We start from the raw sequence: 17891 nt of genomic DNA on the forward strand, positions 1-17891 counted from the left end.
CGGCAGCTCTTTCCCGGGAACCAAAGCGGCGTCGTTGCCGCCGCACTCCAAAAGGAGACGCCGCGCGCCCCTCCCGTCTCGCCACGGCTTCGGCACCCTCCATCGCCCAAACCGCGCGCCCCCTGGGATCGCCAAGCTCCAGCTTGGCCTCTTGGGTTTTTCCGCGCGGGCCTGTTCGCTCCGTGTTTCCCCGAAAGCCAAGGGGAAGCTTGGCGATCCCAGGGGCACGGCCGCTCCAGCGAACCCGGTACTTTCTTAGCAGGGAGCGCAGCGACCGAAGCGATCTCGTTCTCGCCACGGCCACCCCCCGTCACTGCGAGCGAAGCGCGGCAGTCTCGTTCCCGCCACGGCTCCGGCACCCGCGCCCGGCGAAGACAAGGCCGGCGGGACGCCAGCGGTACGAAAACGTCCAGCGGCGCGCAGTCCCGTACCGCCGGCGTCCCGCCGGCCTCGTCTTCCTTCCAGGGGGAGACCGCCGCTTTTCCCACACGCGCCCGCCGGGGTATACTCGGCACATGGATTCGCGCACCGTCACCCTGAAGGCCGTTGACCGCCTCTCCCCTCCCCGGACGCCGCTGTATTTCTGCAACCGGGATTTCGGGGAGTCGGACGTCGTTAACGTGACGTATGCGCCCGCGGCGGGCTTTGTTCCGTCCGTTCCGGGCATGACGGAGTGGGGCTTTGTGTGGGAGGTGCTGGACGGGACGATGGGCCAGCCGAAGACGCATCCGCTGGCGGATGCGGGGGCCTTGGCAACCTATCGTCCGCCGGACGCCGCCGCGCCGGGGCGCTTTGACGGGGTGGAGGCGGAAATCGCGCAGTGGCCCGGGCGGTTCATCAAGTTCAGTCTGGGGATCACGGGGTTCAACCAGGCGACCTTTCTGCGCGGGTATTCCGCCTTCCTGGAGGACCTCTTCGAGGTGCCGGACCGGGCGGGGGCCGTGCTGGACTTCGTCTTTGACTTTGAGACGGAGATCATCCGCCGGGCGCTGGAATACCCCGTGGACGCCGTCAGCTTTGGCGATGACTGGGGCACCCAGCAGGGCCTCATGATCGCCCCGGAGCTGTGGCGTGACGTGTTTCGGCCCCGCTACGCGGCGCAGTTCGACCTGATCCGCCGGGCGGGCAAGAAGGTGTGGTTCCATTCCTGCGGCAATGTCCACGCGATGCTGGGCGACCTGATAGACATTGGCGCGGACGTGGTGGAACTGCTCCAGCCGGATGTGATGGGGGTGGACCGGCTGGCCCGCGATTTCGGCGGGAAGGTGTGCTTCTGCTGTTCCGTGGACCACCAGCGCCGGGCGATCCACGACGGTCGTGAGGCCATTCTGGACTACGCCCGGCGGCTGCGCGACACCCTGGGCGGCGCGGGCGGCGGGTTTATCGGCTATGTGGAGGACTACGCCTGTCTTGGCATGAGCGAGGAGAACTACCAGCATGTCCGCGAGGCCTTCCATGCGCTGAACCGGTAGGGCGGCTGACTGCCGGAGAAGAGGCTGTGGAGGGGGTCGTGGCGGGCACGAGATTGCGTCAGTCGCTCCGCTCCTTCGCAATGACGTGGAACGTTGTGTCAGCACCATGACGCGCGTGTTCCCGTCATGGCGAACGAAGTGAAGCCATCTCTTGTCGGAATGCCTGCGGTCATTTGGCCCAGGCCGCCCTTCTTGGTGCGGCGGGGCTGGTTTGGGCTATGATGCCCAATGCGTCCGGGTGGGCGCGGGAGGCATGCTTGTGCGTCAGCCGGCGGAGAAGAACAATCTCGGCGTGTTCGGGGGCGTGTTCACGCCCTGCCTGCTGACGATTCTCGGCGTGATCCTGTTCATGCGCGCCAACTACGTGGTGGGGGCCGTGGGGGCCTACCGCGCGCTGCTGATCCTCGTCTTCGCCGAGGGGATTGTCCTCGCGACCTCCTTCTCCACCAGCGCGGTGTGCACCAACACGCGCATGCGCGGCGGCGGCGCCTACTTTCTCATCTCCCGCGTTCTCGGCCCGGAGTACGGGGGGGTGATGGGCATTGCGCTGTTCGCCGCCCAGGCGGTGTCGGTCCCCTTCTACCTTCTCGGCTTTGCCGAAGCCTTCTGCGACACTTTGCCCGGCCTCGGGCTGGTTCCCTGGCGCGTGGCCGCCGTTGCGGCTGTGGTGCTGTTGGCCATCGCGTGGACCGGGGCAAAATGGGCGATAAAGGTCCAGTATGGCATTTTGGCTGTGCTGGGTCTTTCCCTGTTCGTCGCGTTCGCCGGGATTGCCCTCGTTTTTTCTCCGGAAACCCTGGCGCAAAACTGGGCCGGCCCCGTCCCGGGCGCTGCAACGGTTCCTGGCGGGGTGTTTTCTCCCCCCTTCTGGGCCATGTTCGCCCTCTATTTCCCGGCGGTGACGGGCATCATGGCGGGCATCAACATGTCCGGCGACCTGCGCGATCCCGCGCGGAGCATTCCCCTCGGGGTCTTTCTGGCAGTCGGCGCAGGATTTCTGGTCTACGCGGGGCAGATCGTCCTTTACGCCGGGGCCATGCCCCGCGAGGAACTGCTGCTGCGCCCCTATCTGGTCATGACTGAAAACGCCCTGCTGGGCGCGGGGTTTCTGGTGACGGCGGGCGTGTTCGCCGCCACCCTGTCCAGCGCGCTGGGGAGCCTGCTGGCCGCGCCGCGGGTCCTGCAGGCCATGGCCCGCGACGAGGTTGTTCCCCTGATCCGTGTGTTTGCCCAGGGCACCGCCATCGGGGATGAGCCCCGGCGGGGGGTGCTCCTGACCGGTGGCATCACCTTTGCCGTGCTGGCCTGGGCCGGACACACCCCCGGCGGCGCGGGGCTGAACATGGTCGCCTCGGCCATCACCATCCTGTTTCTCGCCGTCTACAGCACCATCAACGCGGCGGCGTTTATTGAGGGCATCACGGGGAACCCCTCCTTCCGGCCCCAGTTCAGGTTTTTTCACTGGGGCATCGCCCTGGCGGGGCTGGTGGCGAGCGCCGCAGTCGCCTTCATCATCTCGCCGATGGTGTCGCTGGGCGTGCTGCTGGTCCTGCTGGCCATGTACCAGCACGCCCGCCGCGTGGAGACCAGGGCCTCCTTCGGCGACGTGCGGCGCGGCCTCTCCTACGCCCGCGTGCGGCGTGGGCTGCTCCAGCTCACCCGCATGGAGGAGTCCCCCAAGAACTGGCGGCCCACCTGCCTCGTCTTCTCCGGACGGCCCGAGTCGCGGGAGACGCTGGTGGATTACGCCGCGTGGTTTGAGGCCGACAAGGGCATCGTTCTGCTCGCCGAGGTGCTTGTGGGGGACATGGACACGAAAGCGCCGGAGCGCCTGCTGGAGCTGAACCGGCTGAACCAGGGCCTCGCCGGGCGGAGCCGGGCCGTGTTCCCCCTGGTGCTGGTGGCCGAACAGCTCGACCAGGGCATCCGGAGCATCCTCCAGACCGCCGGCATGGGCCCCATCCGGCCCAACCTCGCCATGTTTGCCTGGACCTCCACAGAACTGCGCGCCCCGGCCCTGGCCGGACACATCCGCCGCGCCTTCAGCTTTGGCATGAGCGTGCTGGTGCTCCACGAGGGCGCCCGCCCCCCCCGGGACGGTGCGCGCCGGATTGACGTCTGGTGGCGCGGCCAGGCCAACGGGAACCTCATGGCGCTGCTCGGCCACCTCCTCACGCAGAACTGGGAGTGGCGCGGGGCGCGCCTGCGGCTTCTGCGCCAGGTCCGCGGCGAAAGCGACCGCGCGCGGGCCCTCGCCGGACTCGCCGACCTCCTCGTCGCGGCCCGGGTCGCCGCCGAACCCGTCGTGGTCGCCAGCGAAAAGCCCTTCGGCGAAATCCTCCGCGACCTCTCCGGCGACGCCGACTGCGTCTTCCTCGGCCTCAACCTCCCGAACCCCGGCGCCGAGACCGACTGGTACCGCGCCTGCTCCTCCCTCTTCCCGGCCGACCCCACCATTGTTCTCGCCCTCTCGAAAGGCGACGCCGACATCACCGCCTGACGGGCCTTGTCCCGCAGGGGGCGGTTGGGCTATCCTGCGGGTGTGTTTTGCGGCGGTTGCCCCTCTTCGGACGGGGAGGGCGCCATGCAGGAGGTATTTTTCATGCTGAAAAAACTTGTCTTTCTGGGTTTGTTTGCGGCGCTGGCGGTTCCCGCGTTCGCGCTGGACGTGAACAACACCCCCGTCACTGAGCTGACGTCGGCGCGGGTGCGGCGGGTGCTGGCGGTGCCGGACATTATGGGGATGAAGACGCTCAAGGGCGACTTCCACATACACACGATGTTCTCGGACGGCGTGGTGTGGCCGGAGGTGCGGGTGATGGAGGCGTGGATGGACGGGCTGGACGCCATCTCCATCACGGACCATCTGGAGAAGCACCCGAGCAAGGAGGGCGTGAAGGACGACGACAACTTGTCGAACCGGATCGCCTTTCCCGCCGCCGTCCAGCATGACATCCTGCTGGTGAGGGGCGCCGAGATTTCGAAGGACATGCCCCCGGGACACTACAACGCCCTGTTTGTCAAGGACCAGGCGGCCATTGAGAACGAGGACTTCATGAAGTCCGTCGAGGAGGCCATCAACCAGGGCGCGTTCCTCCAGTGGAACCACCCCGGCTGGAAGCGGCAGCAGCCCGAGGTGACCAACTGGAACGACGCGGCGGAGACACTCGTGAAGAAGGGCTGGGTCCACGGCATCGAGGTGTTTAACAGCGACGAGTGGTATCCCGTGGCCTTGGGCTGGTGCATGGACCGCAATCTCGCCGTAACGGCCAACAGCGACATGCACGGCATCATCCGCCAGCAGTACGACCTGACCAAGGTGCAGCGGCCGATGACCCTGATTTTCGCCAAGGAACGCTCCCTGGACGCCCTGAAGGAGGCGATGTTTGCCGGGCGCACGGCGGCCTGGTTCGGCAACAGCCTAGCCGGGAAGAAGGAGTATCTGGAGGCCCTGTTCCGCGCGTCCGTGACGGTCATGCCCCCCCACACGGTGGACCGCGACGGCAACCTGGTCTTTCACGTGAGCAACGCCACCGACCTGCCCTTCGCGCTGACCTGCCCCGCCGCCGGCTGGAAGGACAGCGTCCTCGCCCCGCGCACGGCGATCATGCTGAAGGCCCCCAAGGGCACCGAAACCCTCCAGGTAAGCGTGTCCAACTGCCACACGAACCTGAACGAGACCCTGGCGCTGGAGCTGGCGATCCCCGCGAAGAAGGACAACTGACCCGCCGCGCCGCGGCGGGGGCCATGGAAGGCTTTTCCCCGATGAGTTTTGCAAAAAAGGCCCTGAAGGTCCTGCTTCTCCTGGTCCTCGCCGCGGTGGCGCTGCCCGTCCTGTTCTTGGGCGGGCTCCGGCTGCACTATCTCAACATTGTCCGCCCGGCCCAGACGCTGGTGACCGACGAGTTCCCCGGCCCCCTGGGCGCCAAGGTGAACGTGTTCAGCGGCACCGGCAACGCGTTCTGGATGTGCGGGCACAACACCCCCGCCGCCGCCACCCCCTTCGGCATGGTGCGCCTCGGCCCGGACACAGTCTCCATGCTGGTGGAGAAGCCCGCCCTGAACCGGTCGGGCTATTTCTACGGGGACAACCGGACGACCGGATTCAGCCACACCCGGCTCGTCGGCGCCGACGCCCAGGAGGGCGGTGTCTTCCGGGTCTTCCCCACGGTGGCCTCCCGGCTGAAGAAGGTGACCGCCCCGGGCCGCAAGACGAAGTTCTCGCACCGGGACGAGAAGGGCTTCCCCGGGTACTACGCCGTCAAGCTCCCCGCCGAGGGCGTGCTCGCGGAGATGACCGCCACCCCGCGCAGCGGGGCGCATCGCTACACCTTTTCCGGCGCGGACCCGGCCGTGCTGCTGCTGGACGTCACCAGCTCCATCGGCGACCGGCGCTGCGAGAACGGGACGGTGAGCATCCTCCCCGGCGCCGGGGAGGTCGAGGGGGCATGCAGGCTCTACGGCTCCTTCTCGGGGCGCTACGACGGCCTGGACGTCTTTTTCGCCGCCCGGTCCAGCGTCCCTTTCAGCGCCCACGGCACCCGTATCAGGGAGCAGGTCAAGATGGGGGCGGTCCAGGCGGCGGGCAACGAGCTGGGCATCCTCCTCCAGTATCCCCCGTCGGTGCGGCAGGTGGAGCTGCGGGTCGGCATCTCGTATGTGAGCATCGCCAACGCCCGCGCCAACCTCGACGCGGAGGCCCCGCCCGCCACGGCCTTCCCGGTGCTGGTGAAGGGCGCGCGCGACGCCTGGGAGGCGTATCTGGGCCGCATCCGCGTGAAGGGCGGCACGGAGACCCAGCAGCGCATCCTCCACACGGCCCTGTACCGCACGGCCATGATGCCCACCCTCTTCACGGACGTGACGGGCGAGTACATGGGCTTTGACAAGGCGGTCCACCGGGCGGAGGGTTTCACGTACTACACCGACTTTTCCCTGTGGGACACCTTCCGCACCGCGCACCCTCTCTACAATCTGGTCGCCCCCGGGGAGACGGGGGACTTCATGCGCTCCCTGCTGGAGATGGCCAAGGCGGGCGGGGCCTTCCCCCGCTGGCCCTCCGGCGCGGGGTACACCAACTGCATGTTCGGCACCCCCGCCGACGCCGTCGTTTCCGAGGCCTGGCTGAAGGGCATCCGGGGATTTGACATTGAGGCGGCCTACACGATCCTGCGGCAGACCGCCACCTCCGGTCCCCCCGAGGGATGCCGCTTCGCGGGGCGCGGCGGGCTGCAGGACTACCTGCAATACGGGTACTGCCCGACGGACAAGATGAGGAAGGCCGTGTCCGCCACCCTGGAATATGCGTGGGAGGACCACGCGCTGTCCCTGCTGGCCGGCGCACTGGGGAAGGAGGACGACGCCCGGGAGTTCGCGCGGCGCGCGCAGTTCTACCGCAACCTGTGGAATCCGGCCACCCGCTTCTTCCAGCCCCGCGACAGCCAGGGGAGGTTCACGGAACCCTTCGAACCCCTCGCCCTGAGCTACACGGATTTCAAGCAGAAGTACACCAAAGACTTCGTCGAGGGCAGCCCCATGCAGTGGCGGTGGTGCGTGCCCCATGATCCGGAGGGGCTGGTATCGCTCTTCGGCGGCCCGCAGCGCTTTGTGCCCGAACTCGAGTCGTTCATGGAGAAGACGCGGAAGAAAACCGGCGCCTGGCACCCCGGCAGCCACTACTGGCACGGGAATGAGCACCACCTCAACGCCGCCTACCTGTTCAACCATGCCGGCCGCCGAGACCTGACGCAGAAGTGGGTGCGCCGCATTCTCGACACCAAGTACGCGGACGACTATGTGGGCGTGGACGGCAACGACGACGGGGGAACCCTCTCCTCGTGGTATGTCCTGAGCGCCCTCGGCATCTATCCCATCGCGGGCACGGTCACCTATGAGCTGGGCATCCCCCTGTTCGACGAGGCCGTGGTGGATATCGGCGGCGGGAAGACCCTGAAGGTGACAGCGGAAAACAACGCCCCCGGCGACATGCGCGTGCGCGAGGTGACCGCGGGCGGCACCCCCGTTGAGACGGCCACGCTGACGCATGACCAGCTCATGGCCGCCAACGAGCTGCGTTTCGTCCTCACCCCGCCGAAATGACGCTTCCGGTCAGTTGACGCTGATCCGGTAGATGGCCGGGGAGTTGAACTCCCCCTCCAGGGCGGGGCCCAGCGGGGTTACACCGTCCTCGGCATAGACCTGGACGCTGCCCTTCGGGGAGACGCCTTCGGGGATGCGCAAAATCTGGCGGTCGGGGCCGACGGCCCCCTCGGGAGCACACACCGTTCCGTCCTCGGAGGTGAAGACGGCCTTCTTCTGGAGCCACCGCGCGAAGATCCGGTTGCGGTTGAGCTCCGGCACGGCACCCGCGCCGTAAAGCACGCCCATCACCCGGTTTTCGCGGACCACCCAGCCCAGCGCCACAATGTACCGGTCCTCCGGCCCCGCGTTCTTCAGGAAGTCCACCGGGTCGGCGAAGGCGTCGGGCGTTTCGCCGAGGCTGTACCACAGCGCGTCGCAGTTCATGTGCAGGCCCATGAGGTAGCGGGGCCCGGCCGGGGTGTCCAGCCGTTTCACATCGTTCACCGCCAGCCGCTGGGCGAGGGCCACGCCCTTCAGCGCGTAGGTCATCCCGTCGGTCCCCGCGGCGTGGTACACCTTGCCGAAGTCCCTGTAACTGCTGAAATACAGGTGGCGGGTCTCCCCTTCCCGCAGCAGCACGTTCACGCCGTTGATGTCGGCGTCGTCATAGAGGTCGTATCCCGTGACGCGGACGATGTCCCCGTGCGCCGCGACCCGCGGGGCGGCCTGGTCCAGCTTCGGCAGCGAAAAGAAGGCGGGCTTGTTCAGGTCCTTCGCGTCGGGGTAGGCGGTGCACATCAGCTCGTACCCCCCGCCGGGGGCGTGCTGTGCGTTCACGTTGCAGACATGGATGAACGGGCCGTGCTCGATGACCGTCCGCCGCGCGCCGAAGTCCACGAAGTCCGGCGTGTCCACGGCGTAGATGCGGTCGTTGCCCGTCGGCACGCCGTCCCACGCGCCGTAGAACAGGAGCCATCCGCCGTCCACCGGCAGGGCCGACGGCGCGTAGATGTTCCGGTAGCCCCCGCCCTGGCGGGGTTCCAGCAGCGGGTGGCGCAGGTCCCGCAGGAAATGCAGGGAGCCGCTCCGCCAAAGTGCCTCGTTGAACTCCCCGGCGGCCACCCCGTGGATTTCGAGGCATCCGGGATCCGCCTGGCCGGGCTGCGGGTCCAGCGTGACACCCGAAAGGCCTGCCGCGAGAAGAAGACAAAGCGCTGCCGACATGAAAGACCTCCGTGCGTGGCCGTCGGACCGGCCCTCAGTTGCGGTTGATCCAGGGCAGGGTGAGCGAGCCGAGCCGGGCGGTGTCATTCGGATCCAGCGGGTTCTTGCCCAGGGCGATCTCCCGGAAATCGCTGTATCCGTCGCCGTCCGTGTCGGGGTTCAGCGGGTCCGTCAGGAATCCCCGAATGCCCAGGACCTCCTCGCCGTCGCCGAGCCCGTCCCCGTCCGTGTCCCACCGGTTCGGGTCGGTGACCTGGCCGTAGTGGCCCGAGGTCTCCGCCGCGTCCGACAGCACGTCCCCGTCGCTGTCCACATCGTCGTCGAGCAGGAACACGGTGAGGGTGTGCCGGGTCGCATCCACCCCCGCACAGGGCTCGGCCGCCGCCAGCCGCACCTGAAAACTCCGGGTTCCATCCAGCTCCACATTGTCGTAAACCGGAACGGAGACGGTTGCGAAAATATCGCCCGCAGCGAAGGGGACGGTGCCCGCCCCCTCTTCGTAGTCCCTGCCCGGAAGCGCGGTGTCCGGGAGCAGCGTGTACCCGACCGCCACCGCCTGCGCCGCCGGACGGCTCAGGCGGACAGTGAAGGAGGCGGTCCCCTCGTTTTCCACCACATTGGTCCCCGTGATGGAGAACCGCGCCTCCGGCGCCTCCAGCAAGGGGCGCAGCAGCGTCTCGTAGCTCCGGTCAAACCGCCCATAGTAGTCCGGGGAAAGCGGCAGATCGCACGAGGCGGTGCCCCCCCAAAGCTGCCCGATGATCTGGCCCGTCGCGGAGAGTGCCAGCGGGGAGCCGGACGACCCGTTCTCCGTGGTGCCGGCGCTCCACTGGACCTCGTGGTACCACTCGGGGAAGGCGTTGTCAATGTCCGAAAGCGCCCCGTGGCTGATGCGTTTCCACGACCCGGAGGGATGGTGGAGACAGGTCACCTCCGTCCCCGGGGCGGGAACCCCGGTGGTCCATCCAGCCCGGGCCAGTCCGGCGGGCGGCGCGGAGCGCAGTCGCAGAAGCGTCACATCCGACCCGCCGCCCACATAGCCGGTGCCGCCCATCCCGGCGACGTAGTCCGCCCCGCCGATGGTGCGCGGCCCGGCGTAAATGTCCGGCGGCGCGCCGTTGCAGGACGCCGTCTGATAGAGCCAGTAGAACTCCAGCGTGGACGCCCCCCGGTAGCCGCTTTGCCCGGAGACGCAGTGGTTCGCCGTCAGAACGTAGGGAATGTCGGCGCAGGGGTCGTTTTCGTTCAGCAGCGTGCAGGTGCAGAACAGGATGCCCTGGGAGGTGACCGTGCTGAGCCCGCCGACGGCGGACGCGAAATCCGCCCATCCGGGCTCGCAGGTGGCGTCCAGATGGCACGGGCCCGGTTCGGCTTTTTGCGGCGCTTCTTTCACGGGGTCGCGGTAGATGTGCCCGAGGGTGGAGATTCTCAGCGACAGCGCCCCCGCGCCGTCTTTTCCAAGACCCCGCACCATCACCAGCACCGCGTCGCCCGGGCAGGCGGGCGACCACAGGGGCCAGTCTCCGGCTGGATCGGGCATCACGGGGCCGACCAGCCGCTCCGGGCGCGCCGCCTCCGCCAGCCATACCGACGCCCCCACCGGCACCTCCAACCGGTCAAAGGCGATCCGCAGGGCAAGTGCGCCGGGGGCGTGCAGGCACACCGCCCAGACGGCTTCCCCGTCATCGGCGGTGAACAGCCGTCCCGTCTCCGGAACGACCGGCGTGGCGACGGACTGAAACGCGCCGATGCGCAGGCCCCCCTTCGCGCCGTCCAAGGCCAGCGCCTTGTCCTCCGCGAGGAGCCGCGTGGTGTCCAGGGGGGGGGCCGCCACCAGCGGGGCCTGGTCCCAAGGCACGCCGGACGGCGGGGCCGGCGTCGCGGGGGCGCTCAGGGCCATGCTTCCCGGAACCGTGGGACACTGCGCCGCCGGGCTGTCTGCCGCCCCGGCCGGGGCCGCCAGCGCAGCCGACAGCGCCACAAGCGCGGCGGGCAGGAAACTCATGGCCTGCCGCCGGGAATCACCGCGCCCAGCGCCAGCACGGCCACCACCAGCAGGGCGGCCAGCGCATTGGCGGGATTGGCGATCTTGAATAGATGGCAGCAGCCGTCGTCCTCCTCTTCCTCCCCTTCCCCCTCGCCTTCGCCCTCGGGCTGGCCCTCCCCCTCGCCTTCATCGGGGGGATTCAGCTTTCCCGGGTCGAGATACGGCTGCACCAGCGCGTAGGACCGGTCGAAACGGCCGAAATAGTCGGCTTCATCCGGCGCCTCGCAGGAGGCATAGCCGCCGTAGAGCTGGCCGATGATCAGGCCGCCGTCCCCGGTGAACAGCGGGCACCCCGAGGAGCCCCGCTCGGTGGTCCCGCGGTTCCACACCACGGCGTGAAAGCGATCCTCGTGCATGAGGCGCTCGCCGTCCACCCGGGCGGGAACCGCCCCGAAGGAGATGCACTTTGGGTCGCCCGACGGGTGGTGGATGGTGGCCGTGGCGCGGCCGGGCGCAATGGACTCCGTGGACCACCCGGCATACGGAATGCCCTCGGGCACGGAGCCGCGCAGTTGCAGGAGCGAGACATCTGTTCCCCTGAGGCAGCTGGACGTGGTGAGGATGTCGGCGCCCCCCGTGGTGCGCGGGACGTTCTCCAGCGCGCCCGCGGCGCCGTCACAGGTGTCTGACTGATAGAGCCAGTACACCTCCAAGTTGCCCGCACTGGCCACGTCGCCCACGCAGTGGTTCGCCGTGAGCAGATAGGGCATCGTCGTCTCCGCCACCGTGTCGGCAATCAGCGTGCCCGTGCAGAAGAGGGCCGCAGCCCCGCTGACCTTTCCCAGCCCGCCGACGGACATGGCCGCCGTGGCCCACCCCGCCTCGCAGGCGGCGGGGATGTTGCAGGATCCCGCCTTCTCGGCGGACGCCGCCGCGGGGTCGAGATACAAATACACCAGCCCGTCCAGCGCGAAGGGGGTGAACTCCGTGACCTGCGGGGCCACCCGGCATTCCACCGTCAGCGCCTCGCCGAAACAGGTGGGGCTCCAGCCCGCTTCGGTGACCGCCCAGGCCTCTCCCAGCCTGTCGGAGGGGTAGACCACCAGGTCAACGCCCGGTTCCGCGCGCAGGCCGGTGACGCGCACCCGCTGCCCGACCGCGTCCAACGACCGCAGCGTGAGCGCCCACATCCGCGTGCCGTCCGCCAGCACGCGCCACTCCCCCGCCGTCGCCCCGCCGGGCCCCACCTCCACGGCGGGGACCAGATCATCGGCGACCCCGATGCGGACCAGTCCCTTGGCCCACCCGGCGTCCAGCGCATCCTCCGCCAGCAGCGCCGCGGCGTCCTTCGGCGGAAAGACCATCTGGGGGGCCTCCCCGGCGGCCAGCGCGGGCACCGGCCGTGCTTCCGTCTCCTTTTTGCCGGAGGGGGCAAACTCGGTCGGCTGGCTTCGGCGCACGGGATTCCAGCGCTTCGCGGAGATGCCCAGGGCCTTCACTGCCCGGTCATCCAGCGGCGCGCCGTCCGCGTCAAAATACCGCTCCACCCGTTCTCCCGTCGCGGCGTCGCGGTAAAGGCGGCCCTCCACATGGATTTCCGGCAACGCGGGACTCTGCTCGGTCCACACCATCTCCACGGCATGTCCCTGCGGGGCGGCGAAGTCCGGGCCGCCCTCCCCCGCCTCCGTCCCCGCAAAGGCCGCGGCCATTCCCAAAAGAGCCGCAAGACACCCCGGCAGCGCCCATCCCGCCGACCAGCGCGCCCCGGATCCGACCCGTGGAAGAATACCCATGTCGTGCAACCCTTTCCCGCGCGGGATATCCCCGCGCTCTCCCCAAAGTGTACCCCAAGGACCCGTGCGCGGGGAAATCCCGCCGACGGCGCAGTGCCGCACCAGGGCGCAGCAAGCGGCGCCCCTGCATCCGTGGGCCTGGGGCTTTCGCAGCGGCCCAATGCACGGGCCCGTAGGGGCGCCGCTTGCCGCGCCCTCTTCGTTCGCGGCATGACCGTCGCCCCGCACGACGGCGTGCACCGCCGAACTTGTCATTGTGGACGAAGTGCAATCTCTTGTCGGCAGCGCGTCGGCGGAAGGTATGGCGGGCACGAGATGGCCGCGCTTCGCTCGCCATGACGCGCGGGGATGGGGCCGTGGCGGGAACGAGATGCACGGGCCCGTAGGGGCGCCGCTTGCCGCGCCCTCTTCCGGTGGTTGCGCGCCTCTCTCTCGCGCGGGTTTCAAGACGCCCCGGGGAATATGGTATGCTTTGGCCGCATTTTCCCGGCACACAGGCAGACCTTTCCCCGGGCCCGCAACGGGCCCGTTTGCGAGCAGAACCCCATGCGCATTCTGGATTCCATTAATGGCCCGCAGGACGTGAAGGCGCTGGATCTCCAGCAGCTTTCGACGCTTGCGGAGGAGCTGCGGCGGCAGATCATTGAGACGGTCAACCGGAACGGGGGGCATCTGGCCTCGCCGCTCGGGGTGGTCGAACTGACGCTGGCGCTGCATTACGTCTATGACGCGGCCGTGGACCAGATCGTCTGGGACGTGGGTCACCAGTGCTACGCGCACAAGCTGCTGACGGGCCGGCGCGACGCCTTTGACACGCTGCGGAAGAAGGGCGGCATCAGCGGGTATCCGAAGCTGTCGGAGAGCCCGTGCGACGCCTTCGGCACGGGGCACAGCTCCACGTCCATCTCGGCGGCGACGGGGCTGGCCATCGCGCGGGACCGGCGGGGGGCGGACCACCAGGTGGTCGCCCTCATCGGCGACGGCGCGATCACGGGCGGCATGGCCTTTGAGGCCCTGAGCCACGCGGGCCACCTGGGGCTGGACATGCTGGTGGTGCTGAACGACAACAAGATGTCCATCTCCCCCAATGTGGGCGGGCTCGCGCACTACTTCAACCGCATCATCACGGCGGGCCCGTACAAGCGCGCGAAGCAGGACGTGGGCAGCTATGTGAAGGCCCTGGTCGGCGACCGCATGACGCGGCGCATCCAGGATCTCGAAAAGTCCGTGAAGGGCTTCATCACGCGCGGCGGGCTGTTTCAGGAGCTGGGCTTCAACTACATCGGCCCGGTGGACGGGCATGACCTCCCGCTGCTCATCGAACTACTCCAGCGGGTCAAGACCATCCCCGGCCCCGTCTTCCTCCATGTCGTGACGGAGAAGGGCAAGGGGCTGCAGGCCGCGGAGCGGGACCCCCTGGCCTTCCACGGCGTGACGCCCAACTGCATCAAAACGGACGCGGGCGAGGGGGACGCCGTGCCCTCGAAGGTGGAGGCCGCGCCCCCCGCCAAAATTACCTTCACTTCGGCCTTCTCCGGCGCCGTGCTGGCGGCCGCCGCGGAGGACGACCGGGTCTGCGCCATCACGGCGGCCATGCCCACGGGCACGGGGCTGGGCGTCTTCGCGGAGCGGTTTCCGGACCGCTTCTTCGACGTGGGCATCTGCGAGCAGCACGCCGTCACCCTGGCCGCCGGCCTGGCGGCGGGCGGTCTGCGGCCCGTGTGCGCCCTCTACTCGACCTTTCTCCAGCGCGGCTACGACCAGGTCATTCACGATGTCTGCATCCAGCACCTGCCCGTGGTGTTCGCCATAGACCGCGCGGGATTGGTCGGCGAGGACAGCCCCACCCAGAACGGCACCTTTGACCTGTCGTTCCTGCGCGCGGTGCCGGGGCTGGCCCTGTGCGCCCCCCGGGACAACGTGGACACGGCGCTGATGCTCCGGCACCTGCTGCGCCGCGACGGGCCGGGGGCGGTGCGCTACGCCCGCTGCGCCGCGCCGACCATCGGGGCCGCGGAAGGCCGGGATGTGACCCGAGCCGAAAGGCTGCGCCGGGGAACGGACGTGGTGCTGCTGACGGTGGGGCCCCGCGCGGCGGCGGCCCTGGAGGCTGCGGCGCTGCTCGAGGCGGACGGGGTGCATGCCGGCGTGGTGGATGCCCGGTGGGTCAAGCCGCTGGACGCCGCGCTGCTGGACGAAATCCGGGGGTTCCCGATTTTGACGGTCGAGGAGAACACTCTCGACGGCGGATTTGGCGCGGCGGTTTTGGAGCATTACGAGCGGGAGGGCCGTCTCGGGGGACTGCGCATCCGCCGGCACGGCGTGCCCGATGTCTTCACGGAGCAGGGTACCCGCGCCGAGCAGCTGGAGATGCACGACCTCCATGCCGCGGGACTGCGCCGCACCGTGCTGGATTTCCTTTCCTCCCCCAGTTCCTGACACTTCCCGGCTGTTTTTGTGGTCTTAAGTCCATGATTCGACGTGACAGCCCCCCCAATACCCCCTTCCCCGCCCCTTGTCAGGCCGGCCGCCGCGGCGGCACGCTGCTGGGCCTGATCGCCGCCGTTGCCGCGGTTCCCCTGGTCTGGTTCCTGCCCTGGCTCGTCGGGGCGGGCCGGGAGCCCATTCCCCCGCTGGTACCCGGTGACGCGGCCCCGCGCGCCGCTGCGGCGGTCCTGCGCGTCCCGGGAGACCCGGACGACACCCGGGTGGTTCAGGCCTGGGCCGAGGGCGGCTTTCCCAACTGGAAGACGCAGGGAAAAGTCAGCGCCCCGCGGGTGTGCCTGGCCAAACTCCAGGCGGGCCGGGACATTGAGGAGGTCAACCGGTACCTGCTGGCGGCGGAGCCCTGGGCGGCCAGCGGGTCGACCTGGTCCGCGCACCGGGGGGACTACGACTTCACGGAGGCCACGCTCACCGCGATCCTGTACCTGTTCGGGGAGGACCCCTCGCGGCTCTGGCCCGAAACAGTGGAGCACCTGCTGACGACCCTGCTGTTGGAGGAGGGGAACACTCCGCGCCTTGCCGCCCCGTACACCCTCGGCTACATTGTGGACACGGAAAACCACCACCTCATGACCGAGGGCAGCCGCTACCTGAAAAACCAATGGCTTTTCCGGCGGGGCGGTCCGGGCAGGGAGGGGAACCCCGCCTATGACAACCGCGCGAACGGCATGGAGGCGTGGATGTGCGCCCACCTGCGGGAGACCGTGGAGCAGGGGGTCTATGAGTTCAACGCCATCCCCTACCTCGGCTACACCGTGCAGGCGCTCCTCAACCTGGAGGCCTTCCCGGAGTCGGAGGAGCTGCGCGGGCTGGCGCGGCACATCCTGGACACCATGAACTGGCAGTACGCCCTGGGCAGCCACGGGTTCCGGCGCTGCGCGCCCTTCCGCAGGCGCTACAACAAGGCGCACACCGACAGCCTTCAGAACGATTCGCACACCCAGGTGATGCGCTTCTGGTGCGCCCCCGAGTCGTGGGGGTATTTTTCCGGGCAGCCGGGCAGGCCCCATCAGGAGCTGATTGCCGCGTGCATGCCCTACCGGGTGCCCGAAGCGGTGAAGGCCTGGACCCTCGCCAAGCCCCGGGAGTATTTCGTCCGCATGGGCCGGGGGCCGAAAGCCTGCCCCGAACTTTACAGCGGGGCCCCGGATTTCCTGCTCAGTGCTGGAGGCGCGTTCCGGGGCCAGCGGGAGATGATCGTGCCGCGCCCCATCACGCTGATGCTGCCCGACGCGGAGACGAGAATCAGCCGGTGCTTTCACATTCCGGGCAACGGCCGCTGGTGGTGGTGGAACAGCACAGGGGTCCACCGGCGCTTTGCCGTCGGGCGTTCCCCGGTCCGGGTGCCGGAGCAGTATTCCCCTGCGGCTGAGGGCGGCGGCTGGGCCGTGTTCACCCCCTCTGATGCGCCGGGACTCGCCGTGGCGGTCTTCTCAGCGGAGGAGCTGGGGATCATCGCGCTCTTTCCGGAGGGGGGAGACGGCGCGGAGGAACTGCTCGCCCGGATTTGCGCCGCCAACCCGGATTCGGACGCGTTGCGGGAAAAATTCTTCTGGCCAGACGGGGGCAACATCGAATATGATGTGAAAGCCCCCCGGAACCGGTGGGTCATCCGGCGGGTGGACGGCACAGACACGGACCGTGACTTCGGCGGCTGGCCCATGTGGGACGGCGACATCCCCACGGAGGTCTTCTAGCCGGGACGCGGAACGCCGAGGGCTTCACCATGAAGACGTCCTTTGACGGCCGGGGCCTCCGCAGTTACATCGCGCCCGGAGCGCCTGCAACGCGCACCCCCTGTGACGGCACAGAATCCCCCCTGCGGATCGAGTTCGGGTTTACGCCCCGGTGGTACCGGGACCGGCTGGGGGTGGATTTCTCCGAGAAATGGCACACGGACCCCCTGCACCGTGCGGCGTCCGTGGAGAAGATGCGCGCCCTGCTCCGGAAGAGCTTCCCGGAGCTGCCGATTGGCGGCGATTTTGAGCGCCTGCTGCCGGGAAACCTGGACGGCGCCCACGGCGCGCTGCTGGTCGCCCGCATGTTCGGCATCGGCGCGGTGTATTTCCCCGACAACTGGCCGGCTGCGGAGCACAACCACCTCTCCGAGTCGGAAATCGCCGCCCTCTCCCCTCTTGACCCCGAAAATAACCCCTTTTTCCAGACGGTGCTGGGGCAGATGGAGACCGTCGCCCGCGAATTCGGGCAGATCGGGGGCTATCTCAACTGGCAAGGGGTGCTGAACAACGCGGAGCGCATCCGCGGACCGGAACTGTTCATGGATTTCATGATGAACCCCGGCCTGGCGCGGCACCTCCTCGACGTGGTGACGGAGACCATGATCGCGGGCATGAGGGCTGTCTACGCCCGCCAGGCGGCCTCCGGGGTCACGGTGCGCCACGCCACGGTAAGCAACTGCCTCGTGAACATGGTGTCCCCCGACACCTACCGCGAGTGTCTGCTTCCCTGCGACCAGCGGATCGCGGACGCTTTTGACCTTTTCGGCGTGCACAACTGCGCCTGGTGTGTGGACCCTTACATCGCCGACTATGCCCGCCTGCACCCGCTGGACTATGTGGACATGGGGCTGGACTCAGACCTGGAACGGGTCAGGGGCTTCTGTCCGGACACACGGCGCGCCCTCATGTACACCCCCATGGACCTCGCCAACAAGGCGCTGCCGGAGATTGAGGCGGACCTCCGGCGCATCCACCGGGAACTGGGGCCCTGTGACGTGGTGATGGCGGATATTGAGACGGACACGCCGGACGAGCGCGTGGCCGCCGTGGCGCGGCTGGCTGCGGAGACAGCCGAGGGCGGGTGATGTCG

At 68.7% G+C, this 17891-nt stretch carries 10 protein-coding genes; 7 read left to right on the forward strand and 3 right to left on the reverse strand.

Features of this window, described 5'->3' with window-relative positions:
- The first annotated feature begins 515 nt into the window (after nucleotides 1–515).
- The 4 genes from GXY15_13065 (at nucleotide 516) to GXY15_13080 (ending at nucleotide 7571) form a co-directional block, all read left to right on the forward strand.
- Nucleotides 516–1472: a hypothetical protein gene (locus GXY15_13065; protein NLV42140.1), complete on the forward strand. Its 957-nt coding sequence runs from the start codon at nucleotides 516–518 to the stop codon at nucleotides 1470–1472.
- A gap of 253 nt (nucleotides 1473–1725) precedes the next feature.
- Entirely contained in the window at nucleotides 1726–3972 is a 2247-nt protein-coding gene (locus GXY15_13070) for an amino acid permease (protein NLV42141.1), read from the forward strand.
- A 102-nt stretch (nucleotides 3973–4074) separates the two neighbouring features.
- The gene (locus GXY15_13075) at nucleotides 4075–5196 is read left to right on the forward strand and encodes a hypothetical protein (protein NLV42142.1); all 1122 of its coding nucleotides are present in this window, start codon (nucleotides 4075–4077) and stop codon (nucleotides 5194–5196) included.
- Between the two features lie 41 nt (nucleotides 5197–5237).
- Nucleotides 5238–7571, forward strand: coding sequence for a glycoside hydrolase family 92 protein (locus GXY15_13080; GenBank protein NLV42143.1), 2334 nt, complete (start codon nucleotides 5238–5240; stop codon nucleotides 7569–7571).
- 9 nt (nucleotides 7572–7580) lie between these two features.
- Here the strand turns inward: GXY15_13080 and GXY15_13085 are convergent, their stop codons facing one another.
- The 3 genes from GXY15_13085 to GXY15_13095 are packed head-to-tail and all read right to left on the reverse strand — an operon-like array spanning nucleotide 7581 to nucleotide 12557.
- A complete protein-coding gene (locus tag GXY15_13085) occupies nucleotides 7581–8777 on the reverse strand; it encodes a hypothetical protein (GenBank protein NLV42144.1) in 1197 nt (398 codons plus the stop codon).
- Between the two features lie 34 nt (nucleotides 8778–8811).
- Complete coding sequence (locus GXY15_13090; protein NLV42145.1) at nucleotides 8812–10782, reverse strand: hypothetical protein; 1971 nt, start codon at nucleotides 10780–10782, stop codon at nucleotides 8812–8814.
- A complete protein-coding gene (locus GXY15_13095) occupies nucleotides 10779–12557 on the reverse strand; it encodes a trypsin-like peptidase domain-containing protein (protein NLV42146.1) in 1779 nt (592 codons plus the stop codon). Before GXY15_13095 ends, GXY15_13090 begins: the two co-directional genes overlap by 4 nt.
- A gap of 546 nt (nucleotides 12558–13103) precedes the next feature.
- Between GXY15_13095 and GXY15_13100 the strand changes: the two genes are divergently transcribed.
- The 3 genes from GXY15_13100 to GXY15_13110 are packed head-to-tail and all read left to right on the forward strand — an operon-like array spanning nucleotide 13104 to nucleotide 17886.
- Nucleotides 13104–14996 carry a 1-deoxy-D-xylulose-5-phosphate synthase gene (locus GXY15_13100; protein ID NLV42147.1) on the forward strand — a complete coding sequence of 631 codons (1893 nt, stop codon included), beginning with the start codon at nucleotides 13104–13106 and terminating at the stop codon, nucleotides 14994–14996.
- Between the two features lie 32 nt (nucleotides 14997–15028).
- Nucleotides 15029–16759: a hypothetical protein gene (locus GXY15_13105; GenBank protein NLV42148.1), complete on the forward strand. Its 1731-nt coding sequence runs from the start codon at nucleotides 15029–15031 to the stop codon at nucleotides 16757–16759.
- Nucleotides 16760–16788: 29 nt separating this feature from the next.
- Nucleotides 16789–17886, forward strand: a complete 1098-nt coding sequence (locus GXY15_13110) for a hypothetical protein (GenBank protein NLV42149.1) — start codon at nucleotides 16789–16791, stop codon at nucleotides 17884–17886.
- The last annotated feature ends 5 nt before the right edge of the window (nucleotides 17887–17891 follow it).

The organism is Candidatus Hydrogenedentota bacterium (assembly GCA_012730045.1).
Lineage (GTDB): Bacteria > Hydrogenedentota > Hydrogenedentia > Hydrogenedentales > CAITNO01 > JAAYBR01.

Excerpts from the sequence above, each read along its gene's own strand:
- GXY15_13065 (NLV42140.1), top strand. The coding sequence starts at position 516 with ATGGATTCGCGCACCGTCACCCTGAAGGCCGTTGACCGCCTCTCCCCT.
- GXY15_13070 (NLV42141.1), top strand. The coding sequence starts at position 1,726 with ATGCTTGTGCGTCAGCCGGCGGAGAAGAACAATCTCGGCGTGTTCGGG.
- GXY15_13075 (NLV42142.1), top strand. The coding sequence starts at position 4,075 with ATGCTGAAAAAACTTGTCTTTCTGGGTTTGTTTGCGGCGCTGGCGGTT.
- GXY15_13080 (NLV42143.1), top strand. The coding sequence starts at position 5,238 with ATGAGTTTTGCAAAAAAGGCCCTGAAGGTCCTGCTTCTCCTGGTCCTC.
- GXY15_13085 (NLV42144.1), bottom strand. The coding sequence starts at position 8,777 with ATGTCGGCAGCGCTTTGTCTTCTTCTCGCGGCAGGCCTTTCGGGTGTC.
- GXY15_13090 (NLV42145.1), bottom strand. The coding sequence starts at position 10,782 with ATGAGTTTCCTGCCCGCCGCGCTTGTGGCGCTGTCGGCTGCGCTGGCG.
- GXY15_13095 (NLV42146.1), bottom strand. The coding sequence starts at position 12,557 with ATGGGTATTCTTCCACGGGTCGGATCCGGGGCGCGCTGGTCGGCGGGA.
- GXY15_13100 (NLV42147.1), top strand. The coding sequence starts at position 13,104 with ATGCGCATTCTGGATTCCATTAATGGCCCGCAGGACGTGAAGGCGCTG.
- GXY15_13105 (NLV42148.1), top strand. The coding sequence starts at position 15,029 with ATGATTCGACGTGACAGCCCCCCCAATACCCCCTTCCCCGCCCCTTGT.
- GXY15_13110 (NLV42149.1), top strand. The coding sequence starts at position 16,789 with ATGAAGACGTCCTTTGACGGCCGGGGCCTCCGCAGTTACATCGCGCCC.